This window comes from Stutzerimonas stutzeri, from assembly GCF_000590475.1.
In the GTDB taxonomy this organism is placed as follows: domain Bacteria; phylum Pseudomonadota; class Gammaproteobacteria; order Pseudomonadales; family Pseudomonadaceae; genus Stutzerimonas; species Stutzerimonas stutzeri_D.
In genome coordinates, this window is record NZ_CP007441.1 from 2,314,557 (window position 1) to 2,335,516 (window position 20,960).

General features: G+C 60.4%; 22 protein-coding genes. 11 read left to right on the forward strand and 11 right to left on the reverse strand.

What is annotated here, in order from left to right; genetic code table 11:
• Nucleotides 1–73: 73 nt before the first annotated feature.
• Nucleotides 74–1,756: a histidine kinase N-terminal 7TM domain-containing diguanylate cyclase gene (locus CH92_RS10760; protein WP_025241785.1), complete on the reverse strand. Its 1,683-nt coding sequence runs from the start codon at nt 1,754–1,756 to the stop codon at nt 74–76.
• 281 nt (nt 1,757–2,037) lie between these two features.
• Here CH92_RS10760 and CH92_RS10765 point away from each other — a divergent pair, with 281 nt between their 5' ends.
• A complete protein-coding gene (locus CH92_RS10765) occupies nt 2,038–2,985 on the forward strand; it encodes a potassium channel family protein (RefSeq protein ID WP_200869652.1) in 948 nt (315 codons plus the stop codon).
• A 12-nt stretch (nt 2,986–2,997) separates the two neighbouring features.
• On the opposite strand, the gene CH92_RS10770 is transcribed toward CH92_RS10765, so the two are convergent.
• From CH92_RS10770 to CH92_RS10790, 5 genes are all read right to left on the reverse strand, one after another.
• The gene (locus CH92_RS10770; protein WP_200869653.1) at nt 2,998–3,360 is read right to left on the reverse strand and encodes a GFA family protein; all 363 of its coding nucleotides are present in this window, start codon (nt 3,358–3,360) and stop codon (nt 2,998–3,000) included.
• A 98-nt stretch (nt 3,361–3,458) separates the two neighbouring features.
• The gene (locus CH92_RS10775; RefSeq protein ID WP_025241787.1) at nt 3,459–3,854 is read right to left on the reverse strand and encodes a VOC family protein; all 396 of its coding nucleotides are present in this window, start codon (nt 3,852–3,854) and stop codon (nt 3,459–3,461) included.
• A gap of 31 nt (nt 3,855–3,885) precedes the next feature.
• Complete coding sequence (locus CH92_RS10780; protein WP_025241788.1) at nt 3,886–4,434, reverse strand: DUF421 domain-containing protein; 549 nt, start codon at nt 4,432–4,434, stop codon at nt 3,886–3,888.
• A 94-nt stretch (nt 4,435–4,528) separates the two neighbouring features.
• Nucleotides 4,529–5,167: a 3'-5' exonuclease gene (locus CH92_RS10785; protein ID WP_025241789.1), complete on the reverse strand. Its 639-nt coding sequence runs from the start codon at nt 5,165–5,167 to the stop codon at nt 4,529–4,531.
• 218 nt (nt 5,168–5,385) lie between these two features.
• Entirely contained in the window at nt 5,386–6,582 is a 1,197-nt protein-coding gene (locus tag CH92_RS10790) for an MFS transporter (RefSeq protein ID WP_051517558.1), read from the reverse strand.
• A gap of 369 nt (nt 6,583–6,951) precedes the next feature.
• Here CH92_RS10790 and pqqA point away from each other — a divergent pair, with 369 nt between their 5' ends.
• The 6 genes from pqqA (at nt 6,952) to CH92_RS10815 (ending at nt 12,374) form a co-directional block, all read left to right on the forward strand.
• Nucleotides 6,952–7,023 (forward strand): pyrroloquinoline quinone precursor peptide PqqA, encoded by a 72-nt coding sequence (gene pqqA, locus CH92_RS21630; protein ID WP_003253598.1) that lies wholly within the window; start codon nt 6,952–6,954, stop codon nt 7,021–7,023.
• A 48-nt stretch (nt 7,024–7,071) separates the two neighbouring features.
• Entirely contained in the window at nt 7,072–7,983 is a 912-nt protein-coding gene (gene pqqB, locus CH92_RS10795; RefSeq protein WP_025241791.1) for a pyrroloquinoline quinone biosynthesis protein PqqB, read from the forward strand.
• A 94-nt stretch (nt 7,984–8,077) separates the two neighbouring features.
• A complete protein-coding gene (gene pqqC, locus CH92_RS10800; RefSeq protein WP_025241792.1) occupies nt 8,078–8,830 on the forward strand; it encodes a pyrroloquinoline-quinone synthase PqqC in 753 nt (250 codons plus the stop codon).
• A 185-nt stretch (nt 8,831–9,015) separates the two neighbouring features.
• On the forward strand, nt 9,016–9,291 hold the full coding sequence (pqqD, locus tag CH92_RS10805) for a pyrroloquinoline quinone biosynthesis peptide chaperone PqqD (protein WP_025241793.1): 276 nt from the start codon (nt 9,016–9,018) through the stop codon (nt 9,289–9,291).
• The gene (gene pqqE / locus CH92_RS10810) at nt 9,263–10,417 is read left to right on the forward strand and encodes a pyrroloquinoline quinone biosynthesis protein PqqE (RefSeq protein WP_025241794.1); all 1,155 of its coding nucleotides are present in this window, start codon (nt 9,263–9,265) and stop codon (nt 10,415–10,417) included. The genes pqqD and pqqE overlap by 29 nt, the downstream gene beginning before the upstream one ends.
• 40 nt (nt 10,418–10,457) lie before the next feature.
• Nucleotides 10,458–12,374 (forward strand): alpha/beta hydrolase family protein, encoded by a 1,917-nt coding sequence (locus tag CH92_RS10815; RefSeq protein WP_144380981.1) that lies wholly within the window; start codon nt 10,458–10,460, stop codon nt 12,372–12,374.
• Nucleotides 12,375–12,503: 129 nt separating this feature from the next.
• On the opposite strand, the gene arsJ is transcribed toward CH92_RS10815, so the two are convergent.
• The 5 genes from arsJ to CH92_RS10840 are packed head-to-tail and all read right to left on the reverse strand — an operon-like array spanning nt 12,504 to nt 16,260.
• Nucleotides 12,504–13,733: an organoarsenical effux MFS transporter ArsJ gene (gene arsJ, locus CH92_RS10820; protein WP_025241796.1), complete on the reverse strand. Its 1,230-nt coding sequence runs from the start codon at nt 13,731–13,733 to the stop codon at nt 12,504–12,506.
• Between the two features lie 35 nt (nt 13,734–13,768).
• A complete protein-coding gene (locus tag CH92_RS10825) occupies nt 13,769–14,776 on the reverse strand; it encodes an ArsJ-associated glyceraldehyde-3-phosphate dehydrogenase (protein ID WP_025241797.1) in 1,008 nt (335 codons plus the stop codon).
• Between the two features lie 25 nt (nt 14,777–14,801).
• Nucleotides 14,802–15,134 (reverse strand): YnfA family protein, encoded by a 333-nt coding sequence (locus tag CH92_RS10830; protein ID WP_200869670.1) that lies wholly within the window; start codon nt 15,132–15,134, stop codon nt 14,802–14,804.
• A 20-nt stretch (nt 15,135–15,154) separates the two neighbouring features.
• The gene (gene arsH, locus CH92_RS10835) at nt 15,155–15,886 is read right to left on the reverse strand and encodes an arsenical resistance protein ArsH (protein WP_025241799.1); all 732 of its coding nucleotides are present in this window, start codon (nt 15,884–15,886) and stop codon (nt 15,155–15,157) included.
• A 17-nt stretch (nt 15,887–15,903) separates the two neighbouring features.
• Nucleotides 15,904–16,260 (reverse strand): metalloregulator ArsR/SmtB family transcription factor, encoded by a 357-nt coding sequence (locus tag CH92_RS10840; protein WP_025241800.1) that lies wholly within the window; start codon nt 16,258–16,260, stop codon nt 15,904–15,906.
• 194 nt (nt 16,261–16,454) lie between these two features.
• On the opposite strand from CH92_RS10840, the gene arsB reads away from it, so the two are divergent.
• The 4 genes from arsB to pgsA all read left to right on the forward strand — a co-directional run bounded on the left by arsB (nt 16,455) and on the right by pgsA (nt 20,908).
• Complete coding sequence (arsB, locus tag CH92_RS10845; protein WP_025241801.1) at nt 16,455–17,534, forward strand: ACR3 family arsenite efflux transporter; 1,080 nt, start codon at nt 16,455–16,457, stop codon at nt 17,532–17,534.
• 317 nt (nt 17,535–17,851) lie between these two features.
• Nucleotides 17,852–18,496, forward strand: coding sequence for a response regulator transcription factor GacA (gene gacA, locus CH92_RS10850; protein ID WP_025241802.1), 645 nt, complete (start codon nt 17,852–17,854; stop codon nt 18,494–18,496).
• On the forward strand, nt 18,496–20,316 hold the full coding sequence (gene uvrC, locus CH92_RS10855; protein ID WP_423833148.1) for an excinuclease ABC subunit UvrC: 1,821 nt from the start codon (nt 18,496–18,498) through the stop codon (nt 20,314–20,316). Before gacA ends, uvrC begins: the two co-directional genes overlap by 1 nt.
• 34 nt (nt 20,317–20,350) lie before the next feature.
• Nucleotides 20,351–20,908 (forward strand): CDP-diacylglycerol--glycerol-3-phosphate 3-phosphatidyltransferase, encoded by a 558-nt coding sequence (gene pgsA / locus CH92_RS10860; protein WP_025241804.1) that lies wholly within the window; start codon nt 20,351–20,353, stop codon nt 20,906–20,908.
• The last annotated feature ends 52 nt before the right edge of the window (nt 20,909–20,960 follow it).

The window sequence follows — 20,960 nt, forward strand, 5'->3', positions numbered from 1 at the left end:
CAAGCCGTCCGTTCTGGATTACGAAACCCAGGGGATCGCCTACTCCCGGACTATCAACGACGACCCCAAAAGATTAACGAGGTGCTAGTCGGTCACGAATAACCTGCTTCGGCGTCATGGAAGCGGCAGCAACGCGGTTTCGGCCGCAATCCTTGGCACGATAGAGTTGGACGTCGGCTTGCTGCATCAAACCGTCCAGGTCTTCGGCTTGCCCTGGGTAATGTGCCAAGCCAATCGACATGGTTAGCTGCAAGGGGCCGGCGCGCGTCACCATTAGGTGTACGGCGAACTGGCGACATAGCTGTTCGAGCTTTTCCAAAGCCATCTCGGGTCGAGTGCGGGGCAACACGAGCAGAAACTCTTCTCCACCAATTCGGAACGCGACATCTGTCGTACGCAGCTCGCCTAGTAGAAATGCGGCGACGCTTTTAAGGGCATCATCACCGGCAGCATGGCCGTGGGTGTCGTTCAACTGCTTGAAGTGGTCGAGATCGATCATCGCGAGTGCGATCGGCGTTGCATCGCGCTGGGCGTGGGCCAATTCGCGAGCGAAGAACTCTTCCAGGTATCGACGGTTGTACAAACCCGTCAAGGGATCGCGCAGCGCCTGGTTCTGCAGCGTCTCGTGCAGACTGGAGATGGTTTCCAACTGCTGCTTGCTGAGCGCCAGGGCCTCGGCCAGTTGCAACTGGCTGCGTTGGAATTCGGTGACGTCGCGCAAGTAAAGCATCTGCCCGAGCACCACTATGCCTTCGCTCGAAACCCGGGAAATCTCGCGCACACGCACCTCGAAATACTGGCGTGCAGCGACGCTCAATAGTTGCGGCGCGTCGCCGGGGTCTGCCTGGCGCAGCATGCCGTCCAGCTCGGCGCCGATTAGTGGCCAGTCGACCAGCGCGAGACCTTGCCAGTCGCGCTCCAGGTTCGCCAGCTTGAGCCCGGCAGGATTCACCTCGATCACCCTGCGCTGCGGATCGATGACCAGGACCGGGTCGATCAAGGCATCGAGCAGTAGGTGACGTGCGACCGGCAGTAGATCGAACAGCCGCAAGCCGCTGATCAACCAGCCGAAGCCGGCAAGGGCGATCGCAAAGCTGAACGGCGTCGGGTCAAAGCCGAACAGTGTCCAGTCGAAGGCGACGTAGCTGATATTGGCGAGCCAGGGAACGGTCGTCAGAATCAGGAAGGTCAAATAGTGCCGTAAATGTAAACCCTTGCTTTGCGCGGCCGCGCGCAATGTGATGCCTATGCAGAAGAGCATGAACGGGTAGCCATAGGCGGCCGCTAGGTAGAACAGCGGGCCGTGCTGGTAGGCGATCGGCGCACCGGGTTCGGAAGAGACAGGCGCACTGCCGGCGCCATAGAAGTGCCCGTGCCAGGGGTTGCTCAACGCCATCAGCCAGAACACCAGCGGCATTACCGACCAGGCGGCGATTGACACGGGCTTGAGGCGGGTGCGGATGCTGTTGACGTACTGCCAGAGAAACACCGCCCAGAAGGTGGGCACACCGAGAATCGCGGGCCACGCCATGCTCGCCCAGAGCATTTTGCAGTCCGGCTGCTGGACGCTCATCTCCAGCGCTGCTGCGCCTAGCCACCAGAAGATCGCAAGGTGCAGCCAGGCAAAGGCCGCGCTGCCGGCAAATCGTTGCTGATGCATGACCCAACGCGCCAACAACGTGACGCCCAGGCCAACCAGCAAGGTCATTAATACCGGGGCTGAAACACTCCAACCTGAGCTTACGCAGGCGAACATCGGGCCGTCCTCTGGCAAATCGATACCCGAGATAGGGGTCAGATTCAAGCGGCGACGATACCTGAATGCGCCGTAGCTGGCAGCTGTGGATGTAGTGGCGTTTTGCGTTCTTGCCATTCGGCGCGATGAATGGCGCGTTGGGTCTGAACCTCCGATCGCCGCGTCTTCTCACACTGAGACTTTCTCGGTATGGGAGTGGCTCGGCGCTCTATGGTTATTCTTGTTCTCGGTGTCCTGCTGTTTCTCGCAGTGGTTCTAGACATAACAAGACCACGCTGTCGATGCGCGGCGGGGGCAAGATCACCAATGGCCTGTCGCGCGGGGTATGGCGTGCCTTCTTTCTTGCAGCGGGCCGGCGAGGGGAGTCGAAGCTGCTCGAATATGCCGGCCAGTGTGTGTTGCTGTCGATCCTGCTCTGCTGGATCGCCGGCCTGTGGCTGAGCCTGTTTCTGGTGCTCGCGTCGCACCCCGGCTCGGTGGTCGACGGTACCACCAAGCTCGCTGCCAATCTGTGGGAAACCTTTTACTACGCCGGTTTCACACTCTCGACCCTCGGCGTCGGCGATTACTCGGCTTCTGCCAATGGTTGGCGCGTGCTAACCAGTGCCGCCGCGTTCTGCGGGCTCGCGTTCATCACTGTGGCGATTACTTATTTGGTGCCGGTGCTATCAGCCGTCGGGCTGCAAAACCAGCTGAGCATTCTCGTCACGAGCATGGGGCGCACGCCGCAGCAGATTCTGCTCAACAGCTGGAGCGGTACGGATTTCGCCTGGTTCTATGACGGTGCCAGCAAACTGAGCCAGATGCTGGTACAGCATACGCTCAATCACCATTCCCACCCGGTCGTGCATTGCTTTCACAACAGCGAGGCCAGCAAGAGCATCATTCCGGCGATCGTGACGCTCGATGAAACACTGCGCTTGCTGGATCGGATCTCATCGGATGTGCCCCAGGACCGGCTCAAGCGCAAGATGCTGAAGACGGCAATCGACCAGCATCTAGAGATGCTCCGATCCAATTACCTGCGCCGTGTTTCGCCCACGGTACCAGCCCCGGTAGTCACGCTGGAGCCGCTGGAACAGGCCGGCATTCCGCTAATCGAACCAGGTGATGAGCAACCCCCTAGGCTGGATGAACGGCGCAAACTCCTTGGCGCATTGCTCGAGGCTGATGGCTGGAGCTGGGATGACGTGTTTGGTGCCGATCAACGTGCCGAGGTGGGCCGGTAGACAGCGCCGTAGTTACATCTGGTCATGGCAGGGCAGGTCGTCGGTGATATCGAACCAGGGCGCCTTGTTGGCGACATATACGTTGCGGGTGGGCTTGACGCCAGGGTCGGTGTCGAGCGTGCCCAACGGAAAGCCGAGCACTTCGGGATAGGCATCGAAACGGGTGAACAGGCTCGACCCGCATGTCGAGCAGAAGGCTTTGTGCTCACCGGATGAAGACTCGTAGAACTTGATCGATTCGACACCGCTCAGGGTTTTCCAGTCGCGGCTCGCGATCCGTGCGCGGGTGCGAAACGCCGCGGCGTGCAACTTGCGGCACATGCTGCAATGGCAATTCAGGACGTCGGTCAGCGGCCCGTTGATTTCGTAAGTCACGCGTCTGCATAGGCAGCTGCCCCGCTGGGTCATGGTCGTTGTTCTCGGTCAGTGAGGAGCTCGGAGTGTAGCGGGACTCGTGGGGGCGAACCACGCGGTCATTCGTATGGTTCACCGGGAAACTGGATCAGGCACAAGCCGTTGCCGAAAGGATCGCTCAGCGTCACCAACTTGCCCCACGGGAAGTCGCGGATGGGTGTCTCCTGGCGCGCTCCTGCGGCGACCGCATTCCCGCAGGCTGTAACGATGTCGTCCACGACGAAGTCCGGATGGGTCGGCGTCCAGTGCCGCCCATAGTCGCGTGAGGCCGGGTAGGTCGCGGTAGCGGGCCCGCCTTCTGGCTGCTCGATCAGATAAACCCGGCAGCACCCGCCCAGCATCTCGGCTACCGATCCCTCGAACAGCGTGCGCGCGTGACGCAGACCGACCGCATCACGATAGAAGGCGATGGCACGATCCAGATTGGCAACGTCAATGTTCAACAGAACCTGCATGCTCCGCTCCCCTTGGCCCGCGCCCAGGCATCTAGGTCGACTGGATTTCCACCTCTTGCGCGTTGGGCGTCATCACGTCTGACAGGCTGGAACGGCTGTCGCCGGAGCCAGCCTTGACCACGCTGAAGCTGCCGTCGGTTTCCAGCACCACCGCTTCGACTTCATCCGTCGCGGCGAAACCACTGGAGCGGATGGCCGAGCGGATCTCATCCTCCGTCACACGTGAGGCGCGCATCGCACCACTCAGCATCTGTCCCTGGTAAAACAACAGCGCCGGCTCGCCGGTCACCACTTTACGGACCCAGCCGGCACGGACGCTCGACCAGGTCACCAAGTACTGCAGGCCGATCAGCAGCGCCAGAGCCAGCGTGCCCTCTGCCAGAGAGACATTGCGGTTGAGCAGAATGGTGGCGAAGGTGGAGCCCAGTGCCACCGTGACCACCAAATCGAAGGCATTCATCTTCGATAGCGTGCGCCTCCCGGAAAAGCGCAGCAGGACGATCAGGTTGATATAGGCCAGTACGCCGACCACCAATGTCCGAAACAGGGTCGACCAACCACTGAAAAACATGCCTTCCACATTCACCTCCGATTATGGCGTCTGTTGAATAGACGTCATCGACGTAGGCGGGTTGCAGGAACGACCGCCAAACAGATGGCGGGCAGGAGCGAGGCTAGCGATGCGGAGAGTTGACGATTCGCTCCTGCAGCGAAGCTCGCGCCTCGCCGTCCAGCGCCAGAAAGACCCTCAGTGCCGCATAGGCATCATTGGCCGCATAGTGCTGCTGCGCTTCGCTCAGCGATCGGCTCGCCCAATTGGAGGTCGACACCCGGCGCGATTTGCGAATGCCGGCGCCCAACACCGCTGCGACGGCGCCGCGCAGCCCGACCTGACCCTTTTTGCCGGGATAACGCAGCGCCGTCCCCAGGTCCAGGTAACGCCGTAGCTCGACGCCCAGCTTGCTGCGCAGACGGCTGCGGTCGGAGCTCAGCCCAAAACCAACCTTCAGCAGCCGATCGGACTCCAGAACCGCCTTTGCCGCCTCGATGCATCCTTCTCGCTCGACCTGAAACAGATAGGTCTTTTCCGGAGTAGCGAACTGAATCAGATGCGGCCCGGTAGACAGCTCGCCAACGCGGAAGGTGGGCTTGGATTCCGTATCGAAGCCGATCTCGGCGAAGGTGTTGATTTCGTCAGCGGCCTGGTGGAACTGCTCTGGCGTCGAGGGGATGACGATGCGGTCGAGGGCGAGTCCGTCGAATCGGGGTAGGGCGTCGATATCCACACACGGGGCGATGTGCACGATGGTCATTCGTCGTCGGCTCTTGTTGTCTGGGAGTGACAGGGCGCTGCGCACGCGAGGATGGCCGGTCTAAGCGAGACCAGCCTTCAGTGCCGCATGATACCGCCGAGCGCGTGATCAACGGTGCGGTTCGTGACGGCGCCGTCTACATACCTGCCTGGCCGACTATCTCAACCAGGCAATTTCATCTGAAAAGGTCATCACAGGGGGCGGATATAGCCCAGCGCTCAGGCCTCACGCATCCGCGGATGCTGAAAAAACCACACCGCCAGCGGTGTGGCGGCCGCGATGACGCCTAGGCCCAGTGCCGAGATTGCGACGGGTAATCCATGGTGATCAGCAAGCCAGCCGACGCCGATCAACGGCACGATACTGCCGACATAGCCGCACACCAGATAGGTTGAAATCAATCCGGAACGTTCGGTGGGTGAGGCGATTCGGTTGACCATACTGATCCCCGCCAACAGACACAGACCATGTCCGGACGCTGTGGCGCAGACACCGATGATGAACACAGCCGGCGAGCCGAGCTTGAAATTGAGCACGAGCATGGCGTTGCTGAGCACCACTGCGAGCAGACCAAGCAGCCCGCACCAGCGCAGGCTCATTCGCGCGCACGCCAGCTGCGTCATGGCCGAAGCCAGCAGGATGACCCCAATGGACGTCCCGCTCACCACTGGTCCGTGCCAGGGAATCATTGTTTCCAGAAACAACGGGGCCATGGACGCGTAGATCCCGAACACGCCGAAGGCGAAGAACGGGCAGGCACAGGTCAGCATGAAGGCCAGCGAATCGCTGCGGCTCGCCCAGGCCATGCGCGGAATAAAGGTTCGCCAACCGAGCGCTGCGCTCATGCTGGCCTCGTGATGCTTCAGTTGCACACGCATCAAGGCATAGACGGCCAGCACTCCGAGCACTAGCGAAGGTACGTACGTGATCATCAGCGGATGAGGCAACCAATGACCGATGAAGCCTCCGATCAGCGGGCCCAGGCCAAAGCCGAACGCGAGCAGAAAGCTGGTGATCATCGATATCCGCTGGGACGCTCCGTCGCGGGAAATCTGTACCAGGCCCACCGAAGCGCTGGTCACGATCAGGCTGGAAGACAGCCCTACCGCAAAGCGACCCACATTCAGGCTCGGCAGGCTCCAGGCGAGCATGGTCAGCAGCGTCCCGCCCCAGCCCAGCAACAGGCCCGCCAGCATCACCCGGCGAAACCCCAAGGTGTCCGACAACCGGCCCATGAACAGCAGCCCGAACAGCGCACCGACCATGTACACCACATAGATCAGCGAGATGTCGCTGGTGCGCAGTTGCCATGCCGCCTTGTACAACGGGTACAGCGGCGAAATCAGTGCGGTGCCCATCACGCCTACGCACATGGCGAAGCACACCCAGGGAAACGCTGACCACTTTCCTTTCATTTAAAGATGCCTGCACAGCGGGAACTGATCCGGTCCCGTGTCGTGTATGGAAACAATTGGATTGACTGGGAAGCCTGACGCCGCGCCCACGATATAAAACGGTTCGGTTCGTCAGCCCCTGTACAGACGACAGGCGCCGGGCGTACCGGACACGGATTATCGCAGTAACGAATCGCTTCGACTTGAATGTCGACCGGCAGCATGCCGCGATAGCCGTTCCGACGGTTGGAAGAATGCAGGATGTCCAGGTCCAAGGCACTACCCAGGCAGGGCGTTGTCTCCTTCCAAAGCACCATTCTGCTTTTGGCGGAATAGGGTGCTTAACGAGTCGTCGGGACACCCCGTCAGCCATACGAAGAGGATCGAACCATGTGGACCAAACCCGCTTTTACTGACCTGCGTATCGGTTTCGAAGTCACGATGTACTTCGCCAATCGTTGATTTGTCCGCCCCGGCTCAAGCCGGGGCTTCACTTTCAGGGAGCTGCCCATGTTCATCCAGATTCTCGGTTCGGCTGCTGGCGGCGGCTTTCCTCAATGGAACTGCAATTGCGTCAATTGCGCAGGGCTGCGTGCCGGCACCATACGCGCGCGGGCCCGTACCCAATCGTCCATCGCCATCAGCGATGACGGTAAAAACTGGATACTCTGCAACGCATCGCCTGATATACGTGCCCAACTGGAATCCTTTCCGACACTGCAGCCGGCCCGTGCGCCGCGTGACACGGCTATCGGCGCGATCATTCTGCTGGACAGCCAGATCGACCATACCACCGGTCTGCTGACCTTGCGTGAAGGCTGCCCGCACGAAGTCTGGTGTACCGAGATGGTCCACCAGGACCTCAGCACCGGCTTTCCGCTGTTCAAAATGCTTGAGCACTGGAACGGTGGCCTGCGCTGGAACCCCATTGCCCTGGACGGCAGCTTCCGTATCCCGACCTGCCCGAATCTTCGAATCACGCCGATTCCACTGCGCAGCTCGGCACCGCCATATTCCCCGCACCGCAATGATCCGCATCCGGGCGACAACATCGGTCTGCTGATCGACGACCAGAAAACCGGCGGTACGCTGTTTTATGCGCCGGGCCTGGGCAAGGTCAGCGACGACTTGCTGGACATCATGCGCGGTGCCGATTGCCTGTTGGTCGACGGCACGCTCTGGCGCGATGACGAAATGCGCGTGCGTGAAGTGGGCACCAAGCTCGGCAGCGAAATGGGCCATCTCCAGCAGAGCGGCCCGGGCGGGATGATCGAAGTGCTCGATGGCATGCCGACCGCGCGCAAGATTCTCATCCACATCAACAATACCAACCCGATCCTTGACGAGGACTCCCCCGAGCGGGCGGAGCTGGGCGAGCATGGAATCGAGGTCTCGTTCGATGGAATGAGCATCGAGCTGTAACGCAAGCGGCGGTCGACGCCCTGCATAACCAGTACTTGAAAACTCGCCGGGCGCAGCCCGGGCAAACAACCCATACCAATCGTAAGGAAGCTCCATGACCCTGCTGGCCATGACCCGTTCCGAATTCGAACAGGCGCTGCGCGCCAAGGGCGACTATTACCATATCCATCACCCTTTCCACCGCGCCATGTACGAAGGCCGCTCGACCCGCGAACAGATCCAGGGCTGGGTGGCGAACCGCTTCTACTATCAAATATGCATACCGGTGAAGGACGCCGCGATCATGGCCAACTGCCCGGATCGCGAGACTCGCCGCGAGTGGATCCAGCGCATCATCGATCACGATGGTACGCCGGGCGAAGAGGGCGGTATCGAGGCGTGGCTGCGACTGGCCGAAGCGGTGGGGTTGGATCGCGAACAGGTCCTGTCGCAGGAGCTGGTGCTGCCCGGGGTACGCTTCGCAGTCGACGCCTACGTCAATTTTGCCCGCCGCGCTGTCTGGCAGGAGGCGACCAGCAGCTCACTCACCGAGCTGTTCGCACCGACGATCCATCAGTCGCGCCTGGATGCCTGGCCACGGCACTACAGTTGGATCGATGCGGCCGGCTACGACTATTTCCGTAAGCGTCTGACGGAAGCGCGCCGGGATGTCGAGCACGGCCTGCGCATTACGCTTGAGCACTACACCACGCGCGAAGGCCAGGAGCGCATGCTGAATATTCTTCAGTTCAAGCTGGACGTCTTGTGGAGCATGCTGGATGCCATAAGCATGGCGTACGAATTGGACCGCCCGCCGTATCACACGGTGACCCGTGAGCGCGTTTGGCACAAAGGCATAACCTTCTAGGTGGAACCTATGGCAGGCGGAACGCCGCCCGATCCACCCTACGCTTGGACACCCAGGTGACCGGCTATCCCATAAGGGTGGGCCGGGCGGCGCTCCGCTTCAGCCCATTATGAAGCCCCTACAAACGACAGAACCAACCCAAACCCGGCGAGGCCACCCGCCTGGCCACTGGCGAGACAAGGACAATGACCGACCTACTGCCCAAGATCCCGGCCTTCCGCCGCGGCTTCCGTTTTCAGTGGGAGCCCGCGCAGAACTGCCACGTACTGCTTTACCCGGAGGGCATGATCAAACTCAACGAAAGCGCCGCTGCGGTGCTCGGCGAGGTCGACGGTGCGCGCACGGTGGGCGCTATCGTCGCCGATCTGCAGGCGCGCTTCCCCGATGCTGAAGGCATCGAGGAAGACATCGTCGCGTTCCTGGAGGTGGCCGTTGAACGGTTCTGGATCGAGCTTCGCTAAACCGGGGTTCGCGCCCGGTCCGCCGTTGTGGTTGCTGGCCGAGCTCACCTATCGTTGCCCGCTGCAATGCCCGTACTGCTCCAACCCGCTGGATTTCGCCCGCAGCCAGGATGAGCTGAGTACCGCAGAGTGGATCGAGGTGTTCCGCCAGGCGCGGGAGATGGGGGCGGCGCAACTGGGCTTTTCCGGCGGCGAGCCGCTGGTCCGCCAAGACCTGGCCGAGCTGATAAAAGGCGCGCGGGAGCTCGGCTACTACACCAATCTGATCACGTCGGGCATCGGCCTGACCGAAGAGAAGATCGCTTCGTTCGCCGACGCTGGGCTCGACCATATCCAGATCAGCTTCCAGGCCGCCGATGAAGATGTGAACAATTTGCTCGCCGGCTCCAAAAAGGCCTTCGCGCAGAAGCTCGCCATGGCGCGAGCAGTGAAAGCGCACGGCTACCCGATGGTGCTCAACTTCGTGACCCATCGGCACAATATCGACGACATCGAGCGCATCATTCAGCTATGTCTGGAACTGGAAGCCGACTTTGTCGAATTAGCCACCTGTCAGTTCTACGGCTGGGCCGAACTCAACCGCGCGGGATTGCTGCCGAGCAAAGCCCAGCTGGTGCGTGCCGAGCGCATCACCAATGAGTGGCGTGCCAGGCTCGCCGAGCAAAATCACCCCTGCAAGCTGATCTTCGTCACCCCGGATTACTACGAAGAGCGCCCCAAGGGCTGCATGAACGGCTGGGGCAACCTGTTTCTCGACATCACCCCGGACGGCACGGCACTGCCTTGTCACAGCGCGCGGCAATTGCCGATCAGCTTTCCTAACGTGCGTGAGCAAAGCATCGAGCAGATCTGGAAACACTCGTTTGGCTTCAACAAATTCCGCGGCTTCGACTGGATGCCCGAGCCGTGCCGATCCTGCGACGAAAAGGAGAAGGATTTCGGTGGCTGTCGCTGTCAAGCGTTCATGCTCACCGGCGACGCCGCCAATGCCGACCCGGTATGCAGCAAGTCGCCCAATCACGGCACTATTCTCGCCGCGCGGACCGAAGCCGAGCAGGCGCCTCGCGAGCTGGATGAACTGACGTTTCGCAACGAGAAGGCATCGAAGCTAATCCTCAAGGTGTAAGGTCGTGCCCTCCGAGCGATGCCTGTTGAGCGAGATCGAGATGACCAAGACCGCAATCCCCTACGGCTTCTGGCCCAGCGACTGGAGCGCCGAGAAAGCCGCATCGGCGAGCCGTGATTTTGCCGAGACTCGCGCCGGCCATGGTGGCGTGTTCTGGATCGAATACCAGCCGGAGGATGCTCGATGCACTCTGTGGCACTGGCGAGCCGGTCAGGCCGTCTGTATCACGCCAGCTGGCGGATCCCTGCGCAGCCGGGTCTACGAGTATGGCGGAGGGGCCTTCTGCCTGACGGATCGAGCAGTGGCCTTCGTCAATGAGAAGGATCAGCAGATCCACCTTCAATCCATCGTCGACCATGCCGCCGAACCCACTGTACTGACTCTGCGGACCGATTGCCGCTACGGCGACCTGCAATTCGACCCCGGCCAGATGGCTATCGTGGCGGTCGAAGAAGCACATATCGAAGAGCGGGTGGAGCACCGACTGGTCAGTTTCTCGGTGAAGTCCGGCAGGCGCAGCGTCCTCGTTGAGGGCGCGGATTTCTACTCGTCGCCAGCGCTCGATGCCGAAGCTCGGCGTATGGCCTGGATCCAATGGCAGCGTCCCGAACAACCCTGGACCGCGACCAGCCTGTGGCTGGCCGAGCGCGATGCGGACGGTACCTGGCAAACGCCGAGATGCCTGGCCGGCACGGAAGGCGACGAGTCCCTGCAGCAGCCACGCTTTGCCGCGGACGGGACTCTCTACTGTCTGAGTGACAGGGCCGGCTGGTGGCAGCCCTGGCGGGAGGAGGGTGGCCGACTCGTTTCGGTGCTCGCGCTTGCGAACGACGTATCCGCGCCCGAAAAAGGAGCTGCGCAGGCGTCGTTCGACCATGCGCCGGCGCCCTGGCAACTGGGTACGACCAGCTATCTGCCGCTGAGCGAGGGCGGTCTGCTGCTGACGCGTATGGTCGATGGTTACGGTCTGTTGCTGGAACGGAACGACAAGGGCCGCGAACGTCAGCTGGCAACGGCCTTCACCCGCTGTCGGCAACTGGCTGCCGATGAGCAGCATTACTACTGCATCGCCTCCGCCGTCGACCGGGTACCAGCCGTGCTGGCGATAAACCGTCGGACAGGCCGGACCTCGATCCTTGCAGGCGGCGAGCAGCCGCTACCGGCTGATCAGCTGTCGCGCCCTCAGCCGCTCAGCTTCGCCACCGGGCACGACGAAACCGCGCATGCGTTCTTCTATCCGCCCTGTAATGCCAACTGCCGAAGCCTGGAAGGCGAGAGACCTCCGTTGGTGGTCTTCCTGCACGGCGGGCCGACTTCGGCCTGCTACCCGGTATTCGATCCGCGTATTCAATACTGGACTCAGCGGGGATTTGCCGTAGCCGACATCAACTACCGCGGCAGTAGCGGTTTCGGTCGCGCCTACCGGCAGCGCCTCCACGAGCAATGGGGCGTAGTGGACGTGGAAGATACCCGCGCCGCCGTCACGGCGTTGGCATTGCGTGGGCAGATCGACTCGACCCGCACCTTCGTCCGCGGCTCGAGCGCCGGCGGTTATACCGCGCTATGCGCCCTGATGGCCGACGCTGGCTTCAGTGGCGGCGCCAGTCTTTATGGTGTCAGTGATCCACTCGCCCTGCGACATGCCACCCACAAGTTCGAGGCGGATTATCTGGACTGGCTGATCGGTGATCCGCAGCGCCATGCCGATCGCTATCGTCAGCGCACCCCGCTGCACCATGCGGGACAGATCAAGGCCCCGGTGATTTTCTTTCAGGGCGGGCTGGATGCCGTAGTGCTTCCGGCACAGACAGAATCGATGGTGTCAGCGCTTCGCCAGCGCGGCATCCGAGTCGAGTACTGCCTTTATCCACAAGAGCGTCACGGGTTTCGACAGGCGGATAATCTGGCGGATGCGTTGGCGCGCGAATGCCGTTTTTATCAGGGCATGCTTGGCTGAGCGTACGTCAGGTTTGGCAAACGTCTCCAAGCGGGACCAAGCGGAAAGGATGCGCTCGGTCCTGAACCATCTCCTCATTGAAACGCGTGGACGGTAGTAGTAAGGACGAGAATCAACGCTAGGTTAGCGTCACCGTGCGTCAGTTGCCGGCGGGTGTCGAGGCAGGCCCATCGATATCAACGCCGCCAGTAGCACGAAGCCGCTTGAGATCCACAGGCAGGCTTCCAAACCGTAGCGCTGGTAAACCCAGCCGGACAGCAGCGTCCCCAGCAATCGACCGAGCGCGTTGGACATGTAATAGAAACCCACATCCAACGACACGCCATCGGCCTTGGCGTAGGAAACGATGAGGTAGCTGTGCAGTGATGAGTTCACCGCGAACAGCGCACCGAACAGCAATAGACCGCCGAGCAACACCGCTTCGGGCGCGACATCCCAGCCCAGCCCCAATGCAATCGCTGCCGGCAGGCCTGCCAACAGCAGTGCCCAGATAACTGCCGCATGGCCGTCCGGCACCTCGCCACGCGTCTTGCACGTGATGGCCGGGACGAGGGTCTGAGCGATGCCGTAACCGATTACCCAGAGCGCGAGAAAGCCGCCAACCTGCCAGAAGTCCCATCCAAACACGGACGACAGATAAACCGGCAGCGCCACCACGAACCAGACATCGCGCGCGCCGAACAGGAACAGTCGCGCGGCCGACAGAACATTGATAGCTCGGCTCTTGGACAGCAGTTCACGGAACTTCGGCTTCGCCTTGGCCTTGCCCAGATCCTTCTTCAACAGGCACAGGCTGGCAACCCAGATCAATGCCAATACAGCGGCCATGGTCAGCAACGCGCCGCGGAAACCGATGCCTGCAAGCAACGCGCCGCCCAGGAAAAAGCCCACGCCCTTGAGCGCATTCTTCGACCCGGTGAGAACAGCTATCCATCGGTACAGCGTGCTTTGCTGGGCATCCGACACCAGAAGCTTGATCGAGCTCTTGGCGCTCATCTTGTTCAGATCTTTGGCGATGCCGGACAGCGCTTGCGCGCCCATCACCCAGGGAATCGTCAACCACGTTGTAGGCACCGTCAGCATGAGCAGCGCCACGACTTGCATTGCAAGGCCGACGTTCATGGTGCGGTTGAGGCCGAGCCGTGCGCCCAGGTAGCCGCCAACCAGATTGGTGATCACACCGAATATCTCGTAGAAGAGAAACAGCGCGGCAATCTGCAGCGGCGTATAGCCCAGCGCATGGAAGTGCAGGACGACCAGCATCCGCAGCGCACCATCGGTCAGGGTGAACGTCCAATAGTTGCCGGTCACCAGCAGATACTGGCGCACCTCGGGCGCCAGGCGGGAGAGGGCATGCATGGGGTGATCCTTTCTCGATGAGATGATGACCCGCGTCAGCCGGCCAGCCCGACTTTTCGCGCCAGATCCACGGTGCGATTGGCGTAACCCCACTCGTTGTCGTACCAGGCGTAAAGTTTTACCTGCGTCCCATCGACGACCATGGTCGACAGCGCGTCGATGATCGAGGAGCGCGGATCGGTGCGGTAGTCGATCGAAACCAGCGGGCGTTCTTCGTAGCCGAGAATGCCCTTGAGCGGGCCCTCGCTCGCGGCGGCTTTCAGCAGTTGGTTGACCTCATCGACGCTGGTTGCGCGCTCGACCTCGAAAACGCAGTCGGTCAGCGAGGCGTTGGCCAGTGGCACGCGCACGGCGTGGCCGTTGAGCTTGCCGCGCAGCTCGGGAAATATCTCCGCGATGGCAGTCGCTGAACCGGTGGTGGTCGGAATCAGACTCATGCCCGAGGCGCGAGCACGTCGCAGGTCTTTGTGTGGCTGATCGAGGATGCTCTGGGTGTTGGTCAGGTCATGGATAGTGGTAATCGAGCCATGGCGAATGCCCAGCTGCTCATGGATCACCTTGACCACTGGCGCCAAGCAGTTGGTGGTGCAGGACGCCGCCGTGACGATGCGGTGTTGTGCCGGATCGAACCGCTGGTCGTTGACGCCCATGACGATGTTGAGCGCGCCGGCTTCTTTGACTGGCGCGCTGACGACGACACGTTTGATGCCTTGATCCAGATAATCTTGCAGCGCCGCAACCGTCTTCATCTTGCCGCTGGCTTCGATCACCAGATCGCAGTCGGACCAGTCGGTTTCAGCGATCACCTTGTTTGCCGTGACTTGGATTCGTTTACCCTCGATCACCACCTGATCACCCTCGCTGCCGGCTTCGTGCTGCCAGCGACCATGGACCGAATCGAAGTTCAGCAGGTGAGCATGGGTAGCCGCGTCGCCGGCCGGATCGTTGATGTGGACGAATTCCAGCTCCGGCCAGTTCCATGCGGCACGAAGCGCCAGGCGTCCGATGCGGCCAAAGCCATTGATGCCCACCTTCACGGTCATTGCAGATCACTCCGAGATGATGAATTCATGTGGTGCGCGGCGCGAACATAATGATTGCCATGCCGAGCAAGGCCACTGCGCAGCCGAGTAGGTCCCAGTGAGTCGGCCGAACGCCCTCGACCAGCCACAACCAGAGCACCGCCACGCCCACGTAGACCCCACCGTAAGCGGCATACACGCGGCCTGCGGCGGTCGGGTGCAGCGTTAACAGCCAGGCGAACAGCGCCAGAGAAAGAGCCGCCGGCACCAGCAGCCAGATGCTTTTGCCCTGCTTGAGCCAGAGATAGGGCAGGTAGCAGCCGAGGATCTCGGCCACGGCGGTGGCGGCGAACAGGGCGAAGGTCTTAAGCATTCGAATCTCGCTGAGTCTGCATGCGACTAGATTGAGCGCTGGTTGACGCGTCGGGACAGCGCCTCAGCCGTTTCCTTGCGTTCCGAGTAGCGATCGACCAGATAATCCTGCCGGCCACGCAACAACAGGGTGAATTTCATCAGCTCTTCCATGACGTCGACCAGTCGGTCGTAAAAAGCAGAAGGCTTCATGCGACCTGCCTCGTCGAATTCGAGAAACGCCTTAGGCACCGAAGACTGGTTGGGGATGGTGAACATGCGCATCCAACGTCCCAGAACGCGAAGCTGATTGACCACGTTGAATGACTGCGAGCCGCCACAGACCTGCATTACAGCCAGCGTCTTGCCTTGCGTCGGCCGAACGGCGCCGAGCGCCAGAGGTACCCAGTCAATCTGCGCCTTGAATACCGCGCTAATCGAACCGTGCCGCTCAGGCGAGCACCAGACTTGCCCTTCGGACCAGGTCATCAGCTCGCGCAGCTCCTTCACCTTAGGGTGCGTGTCGGGCGCATCATCCGGCAGCGGCAAGCCGGACGGATCGAAAGTGCGCGTTTCGGCGCCAAGTAGCTGCAGCAGCCGCGAGGCTTCCTCCACCATCAGGCGACTGAATGAACGCTCGCGGTTAGAACCGTAGAGCAGCAATATTCGCGGGGGATGAGACATATCATGTAGGCTGCCGAGCCGCTCCAGATCGGGCAGGGCGAACAGCTCGCGCTCGATGTTGGGCAGCTCGGTCTGAAATGAATCGCGATCGCTCATGGAGACTCCTTGGTCGTTCAGCCACACACGGCGGTTCGGTCGGGCCGGTTACGCATGGCCTCGAGTCGCTGGCTATCGGGGGCGAGCCAGTTCTTGTTGGCGCCCAGGACCGTTTGTAAAACCTGGTGGACCCAGTCGGGTAGATGCGGGTGGAGACGGTAGTACACCCATTGGCCCTGACGCCGGTCCGCCAGCAGCCCGCAGCTCCGAAGCTGCGCCAGGTGCCGCGACACTTTTGGCTGGATTTCGTCCAAGGCGCAAGTCAGCTCGCAGACGCATAGCTCACCTTCGCGGGCGACGAGTAGGGTTATGCGAGCACGGGTCTCGTCTGCCAAGCATTTGAAGACAACAGTCGGTGTCAAGTGCTCGATCATCGAGAGGTCCGTCGGGAAAATACGATTTGGCGAATATATCGAGATATGTATATGAGGTAAAGAATCGGTTCGGATTGATCATCTTTGAGGTGGTCAACAAGCTGTCATAAGCATGTGAAGCATCGCAACGGTTTACGGTCATAAACATATGAATTAGCGTATATCAATTGATAGCTGCGAAGGAATTGATCCAGATGTCCTGCCAAAGAGAAGTCATCAGCAAGCCCGCTACGGGAGCACCGCTCGGCTTCTTCGAGCGTTACCTGACGCTCTGGGTATTTTCCTGCATCATCGCCGGAACGCTGCTGGGACTGTACGCGCCAACCGCCGCCCAGGCGGTGGGTGCGCTCGAGCTGGCGCACGTGAACATCCCGGTTGGTTTGCTGATCTGGGTGATGATCATTCCGATGCTGATGAAGATTGATTTTTCATCGTTGCGTGAGGTGTATGCCGAGAGAGCAAGCATGGGTATCACCTTGTTCGTCAACTGGGCCGTGAAGCCTTTCACCATGGCGTTCCTCGGCTGGGTGTTCATCAAACACATATTCTCCGCCTGGCTGCCTGCCGCCGAGCTGGATAGCTATATGGCCGGGTTGATCCTGTTGGGTGCAGCACCCTGCACCGCAATGGTGTTTGTCTGGAGCAACCTGTGTAACGGCAACGCAAACTTCACCCTGGCCCAGGTCGCGCTGAATGATGTGGTAATGGTGTTCGCGTTCGCGCCAATCGTTGCATTGCTGCTGGGCGTCTCGTCGATACCCGTGCCCTGGAATACGCTGCTGCTCTCGGTGCTGATGTATATCGTGATTCCGCTGGCCATCGCTCAGTTCATCCGCACCCGACTGATTCGACGAGGTGAGGCGGCATTCCAGGTGGCATTGGCCAGAAGCGCACCATTTTCCATCGTGGCACTGCTCGCCACGCTGTTTCTGCTGTTCTCGTTCCAGGGCGAGGCGATCGTCGAGCAGCCGATGATCATCGCCATGCTTGCAGTGCCCATCTTCCTGCAAACGCTGCTTATCGCCGGCCTCGGGTACTGGCTGAACCGTAAATGGCGAGTTCGCCATGAAGTGGCCGGCCCTTCGGCGATGATCGGTGCATCTAACTTCTTCGAGCTGGCGGTGGCGGTCGCGATCGTGCTGTACGGATTCAATTCGGGGGCGGCGCTCGCCACGGTCGTGGGCGTGCTGATCGAAGTACCGGTCATGCTCTGGCTGGTTCGCATAGTCAACTGCAGTCGCGTTTGGTACAGCCGGGCTCTGAGCCAGCCATGACGAGTTCGGGGCACCACAAAGTCAGCATCCCGCGTGCTGCCCGAGGTAACAAAGTAATCGGACATCAAACGCAAGGCTGCGATGAGGCTGGCAAACTAAAAAGCGGGACCACCGGTTAGAGGCTATGTTGATCAATGAGTCAGGCTAGTGTCTGGCTCTCATCCCGCCGTACAGGTCAGACTGTAGGGCGAGCAGGTGATGCCATATGGCCATTCGCGATGTATGGTCTGGGTAAGCAGATGAGTTTTTGTTAAAGTCCGTCGCTTGTGAAGCGAGCAGTCAGCCAGCTTTGAATTTGCACAGAAAGAGGTGTCTGCTTGATTAGGGTGCTTGTGGTCGATGACCACGATCTAGTGCGCACAGGCATTTCCCGAATGCTTGCCGATATCGATGGCCTGCAGGTAATCGGGCAGGCAGAATCCGGCGAAATCGCTCTGAAGAAGTCTCGTGAGCTCAAGCCGGACGTAGTGCTGATGGATGTCAAGATGCCAGGCATCGGCGGTCTCGAGGCTACTCGCAAGCTCCTGCGCAGCCACCCGGATATCAAGGTCATCGCGGTCACCATTTGTGAGGAAGATCCCTTCCCAACGCGACTGCTACAAGCCGGTGCCGCCGGCTACCTGACCAAGGGCGCGGCGCTTGACGAAATGATCCAGGCGATTCGTATGGTGTTTGCCGGGCAGCGTTACATCAGCCCGCAAATCGCCCAGCAATTAGCGCTGAAATCCTTCCAGCCGAAGGTCAACGGCTCACCTTTCGATCTGCTCTCCGAACGGGAAATCCAGATCGCCCTGATGATTGCCAACTGCCAGAAGGTCCAGACCATTTCCGACAAGCTTTGCCTGTCACCGAAGACGGTCAATACCTACCGTTACCGCATCTACGAAAAGCTTTCGGTCACCAGCGACGTCGAGCTGGCGTTGCTCGCTGTCCGTCACGGCATGGTCGACACCATCAATTGATGAGCGGCTTCGATTCTTCCGCATTCCTGGCTTCCTGCAGCGGACGTCCTGGTGTCTACCGGATGTTCGATGCCGACGCCAAGCTGCTCTACGTGGGCAAGGCGAAGAATCTCAAGAAACGTCTGGCGAGTTATTTCCGCAAGACCGGGCAGGCGCCGAAAACCGCCGCGCTGGTCGCCAGGATCGCTCAAGTCGAAACCACAATCACGGCGAACGAAACTGAAGCCCTGCTGCTTGAGCAGACGCTGATCAAGCAGTGGCGCCCGCCTTACAATATCCTGCTGCGCGACGATAAATCGTATCCCTACGTGTTTCTTTCGAGCGGAGAATTTCCCCGGCTCAGCATTCACCGAGGCGCAAAAAAGGAGCCGGGGCGCTACTTCGGCCCGTACCCCAGCGCGGGCGCCATTCGCGAGAGCCTGGGCCTGCTACAGAAGGCGTTCTTCGTCCGCCAATGCGAAGACAGCTATTACCGCAATCGCACCCGGCCTTGCTTGCAATATCAGATCAAACGCTGCAAGGCGCCATGTGTGAATCTCGTCGACCCCAACGAATACGCTGAAGATGTCCGGCATTCGGTGATGTTCCTGGAAGGACGCAGCAATGCACTGGCCGAAGAACTGTCGAAAAACATGGAAAAGGCTGCGATGGCGCTCGATTTCGAGCGCGCCGCGCAGATTCGCGATCAGATCGGTATCCTGCGGCGTGTGCAGGATCAACAGAGCATGGAAGGCGGCAGCGGCAACGTCGATATCGTCGCCGCCGTGGTGAGCCCGGGTGGTGCCTGTGTGCATCTGATCAGCGTGCGCGGCGGGCGGGTGCTCGGCAGCAAGAATTTCTTCCCACAGGTCGCCATCGAAGAGAGCGTGAGTGACGTTCTGCAGGCGTTCCTGGAACAGTATTACCTCAGCTCCATGGAGCGCGACCTGCCGTCCGAACTGATCGTCAATACAGTTCACGAAGACTTCGATACCTTGATCAGCGCGGTTGTCGAACTGCGTGACGTCGAGCTGACGATCACTCACCGCGTCCGTGGCACCCGGGCACGCTGGCAGCAATTGGCGCTGACCAATGCCGAACAGGCATTGGGTGCGCGTCTGGCGAGTCGTCAGCACCTGGCCGCACGCTTCCATGCACTGGCCGAGGCGCTGAACCTGGACGAGCTACCGACACGCCTGGAATGTTTTGATATCAGCCATTCCAGCGGCGAGGCAACGGTCGCGTCCTGCGTAGTATTCGGCCCGGAAGGGCCGTTAAAGTCCGATTACCGGCGCTACAACATCGAAGGTGTCACCGCGGGTGATGACTATGCAGCGATGCACCAGGCACTCTCGCGCCGTTTCAAGAAAGCCGCCGAGGGGGAGGGCAAGCTTCCCGATATATTGCTGGTGGATGGCGGCAAGGGGCAGCTGAACATGGCCCGCGAGGTATTACAGGAACTTGCCGTGCCGGAGTTGATCCTGCTGGGCGTGGCCAAAGGCGTGACGCGCAAACCTGGTTTGGAGACGCTCTATCTCAACGACGCAGCGCATGAATTCACGCTGCCGGGCGACTCCCCAGCCTTGCATCTGATCCAGCAAGTGCGCGACGAGGCTCACCGTTTCGCCATCACCGGGCACCGTGCGCGCCGCGGAAAAGCGCGGACGACCTCGACATTGGAGGGCGTGCCGGGTATCGGACCGAAACGTCGCCGCGAACTGCTCATGCATTTTGGCGGTCTTCAGGAACTCTGCCGCGCCAGCCTCGATGAAATCGCCAAGGCGCCAGGAATCAGTAAAAAGCTCGCCGAATCGATTTATGCCGCTCTGCACAGTGAGTAGAATCGCCTCCTAAATCTGCGGATCAGTGGTATCGATGAACATTCCAAACATTCTCACCGTGCTACGTGTACTGCTGATACCGATCATCGTCCTGTTGTTTTATCTTCCCTTTCATTGGAGCTATCTGGCTTCGAGTGCGGTATTCACCGTAGCTGCGCTTACCGATTGGCTGGATGGCTACCTCGCCCGCAAGCTCCAGCAGAGTACGCCATTCGGTGCCTTCCTCGATCCTGTCGCGGACAAACTGATGGTCGCGGTGGCACTGGTATTGCTGGTCGAAGAACATTCGAACCTTTGGCTGACCTTGCCGGCGGCCATCATCATCGGGCGGGAGATCGTGGTATCGGCCCTGCGCGAATGGATGGCGGAACTGGGCGCGCGGGCTCACGTGGCGGTCTCCAGCCTGGGTAAGTGGAAAACCGCGGCGCAGATGGTGGCGCTCGTGATTCTGTTAGCCAACCCACCGCTGGCGACCGTGTGGGTAGGGCTCGGCTACGCGTTGCTGATCATCGCGGCCGCGTTGACGTTGTGGTCGATGATCAATTACCTGATGGCTGCCTGGCCCCACCTCAGCCCTACAGAAAAGAAATAAAAAACTTTTTTAATCAAAGGCTTGACGGGTGACGCTGAAACTATAAAATGGC

Coding starts and splice junctions, on each gene's coding strand:
- CH92_RS10785 (WP_025241789.1), bottom strand. CDS start 5,167: ATGACCATCGTGCACATCGCCCCGTGTGTGGATATCGACGCCCTACCC.
- pqqC (WP_025241792.1), top strand. CDS start 8,078: ATGACCCTGCTGGCCATGACCCGTTCCGAATTCGAACAGGCGCTGCGC.
- CH92_RS10790 (WP_051517558.1), bottom strand. CDS start 6,582: ATGAAAGGAAAGTGGTCAGCGTTTCCCTGGGTGTGCTTCGCCATGTGC.
- CH92_RS10775 (WP_025241787.1), bottom strand. CDS start 3,854: ATGCAGGTTCTGTTGAACATTGACGTTGCCAATCTGGATCGTGCCATC.
- pgsA (WP_025241804.1), top strand. CDS start 20,351: ATGAACATTCCAAACATTCTCACCGTGCTACGTGTACTGCTGATACCG.
- arsB (WP_025241801.1), top strand. CDS start 16,455: ATGTCCTGCCAAAGAGAAGTCATCAGCAAGCCCGCTACGGGAGCACCG.
- arsH (WP_025241799.1), bottom strand. CDS start 15,886: ATGAGCGATCGCGATTCATTTCAGACCGAGCTGCCCAACATCGAGCGC.
- CH92_RS10765 (WP_200869652.1), top strand. CDS start 2,038: ATGCGCGGCGGGGGCAAGATCACCAATGGCCTGTCGCGCGGGGTATGG.
- CH92_RS10815 (WP_144380981.1), top strand. CDS start 10,458: ATGACCAAGACCGCAATCCCCTACGGCTTCTGGCCCAGCGACTGGAGC.
- arsJ (WP_025241796.1), bottom strand. CDS start 13,733: ATGCATGCCCTCTCCCGCCTGGCGCCCGAGGTGCGCCAGTATCTGCTG.
- CH92_RS10760 (WP_025241785.1), bottom strand. CDS start 1,756: ATGTTCGCCTGCGTAAGCTCAGGTTGGAGTGTTTCAGCCCCGGTATTA.
- uvrC (WP_423833148.1), top strand. CDS start 18,496: ATGAGCGGCTTCGATTCTTCCGCATTCCTGGCTTCCTGCAGCGGACGT.
- pqqB (WP_025241791.1), top strand. CDS start 7,072: ATGTTCATCCAGATTCTCGGTTCGGCTGCTGGCGGCGGCTTTCCTCAA.
- pqqD (WP_025241793.1), top strand. CDS start 9,016: ATGACCGACCTACTGCCCAAGATCCCGGCCTTCCGCCGCGGCTTCCGT.
- CH92_RS10825 (WP_025241797.1), bottom strand. CDS start 14,776: ATGACCGTGAAGGTGGGCATCAATGGCTTTGGCCGCATCGGACGCCTG.
- CH92_RS10840 (WP_025241800.1), bottom strand. CDS start 16,260: ATGATCGAGCACTTGACACCGACTGTTGTCTTCAAATGCTTGGCAGAC.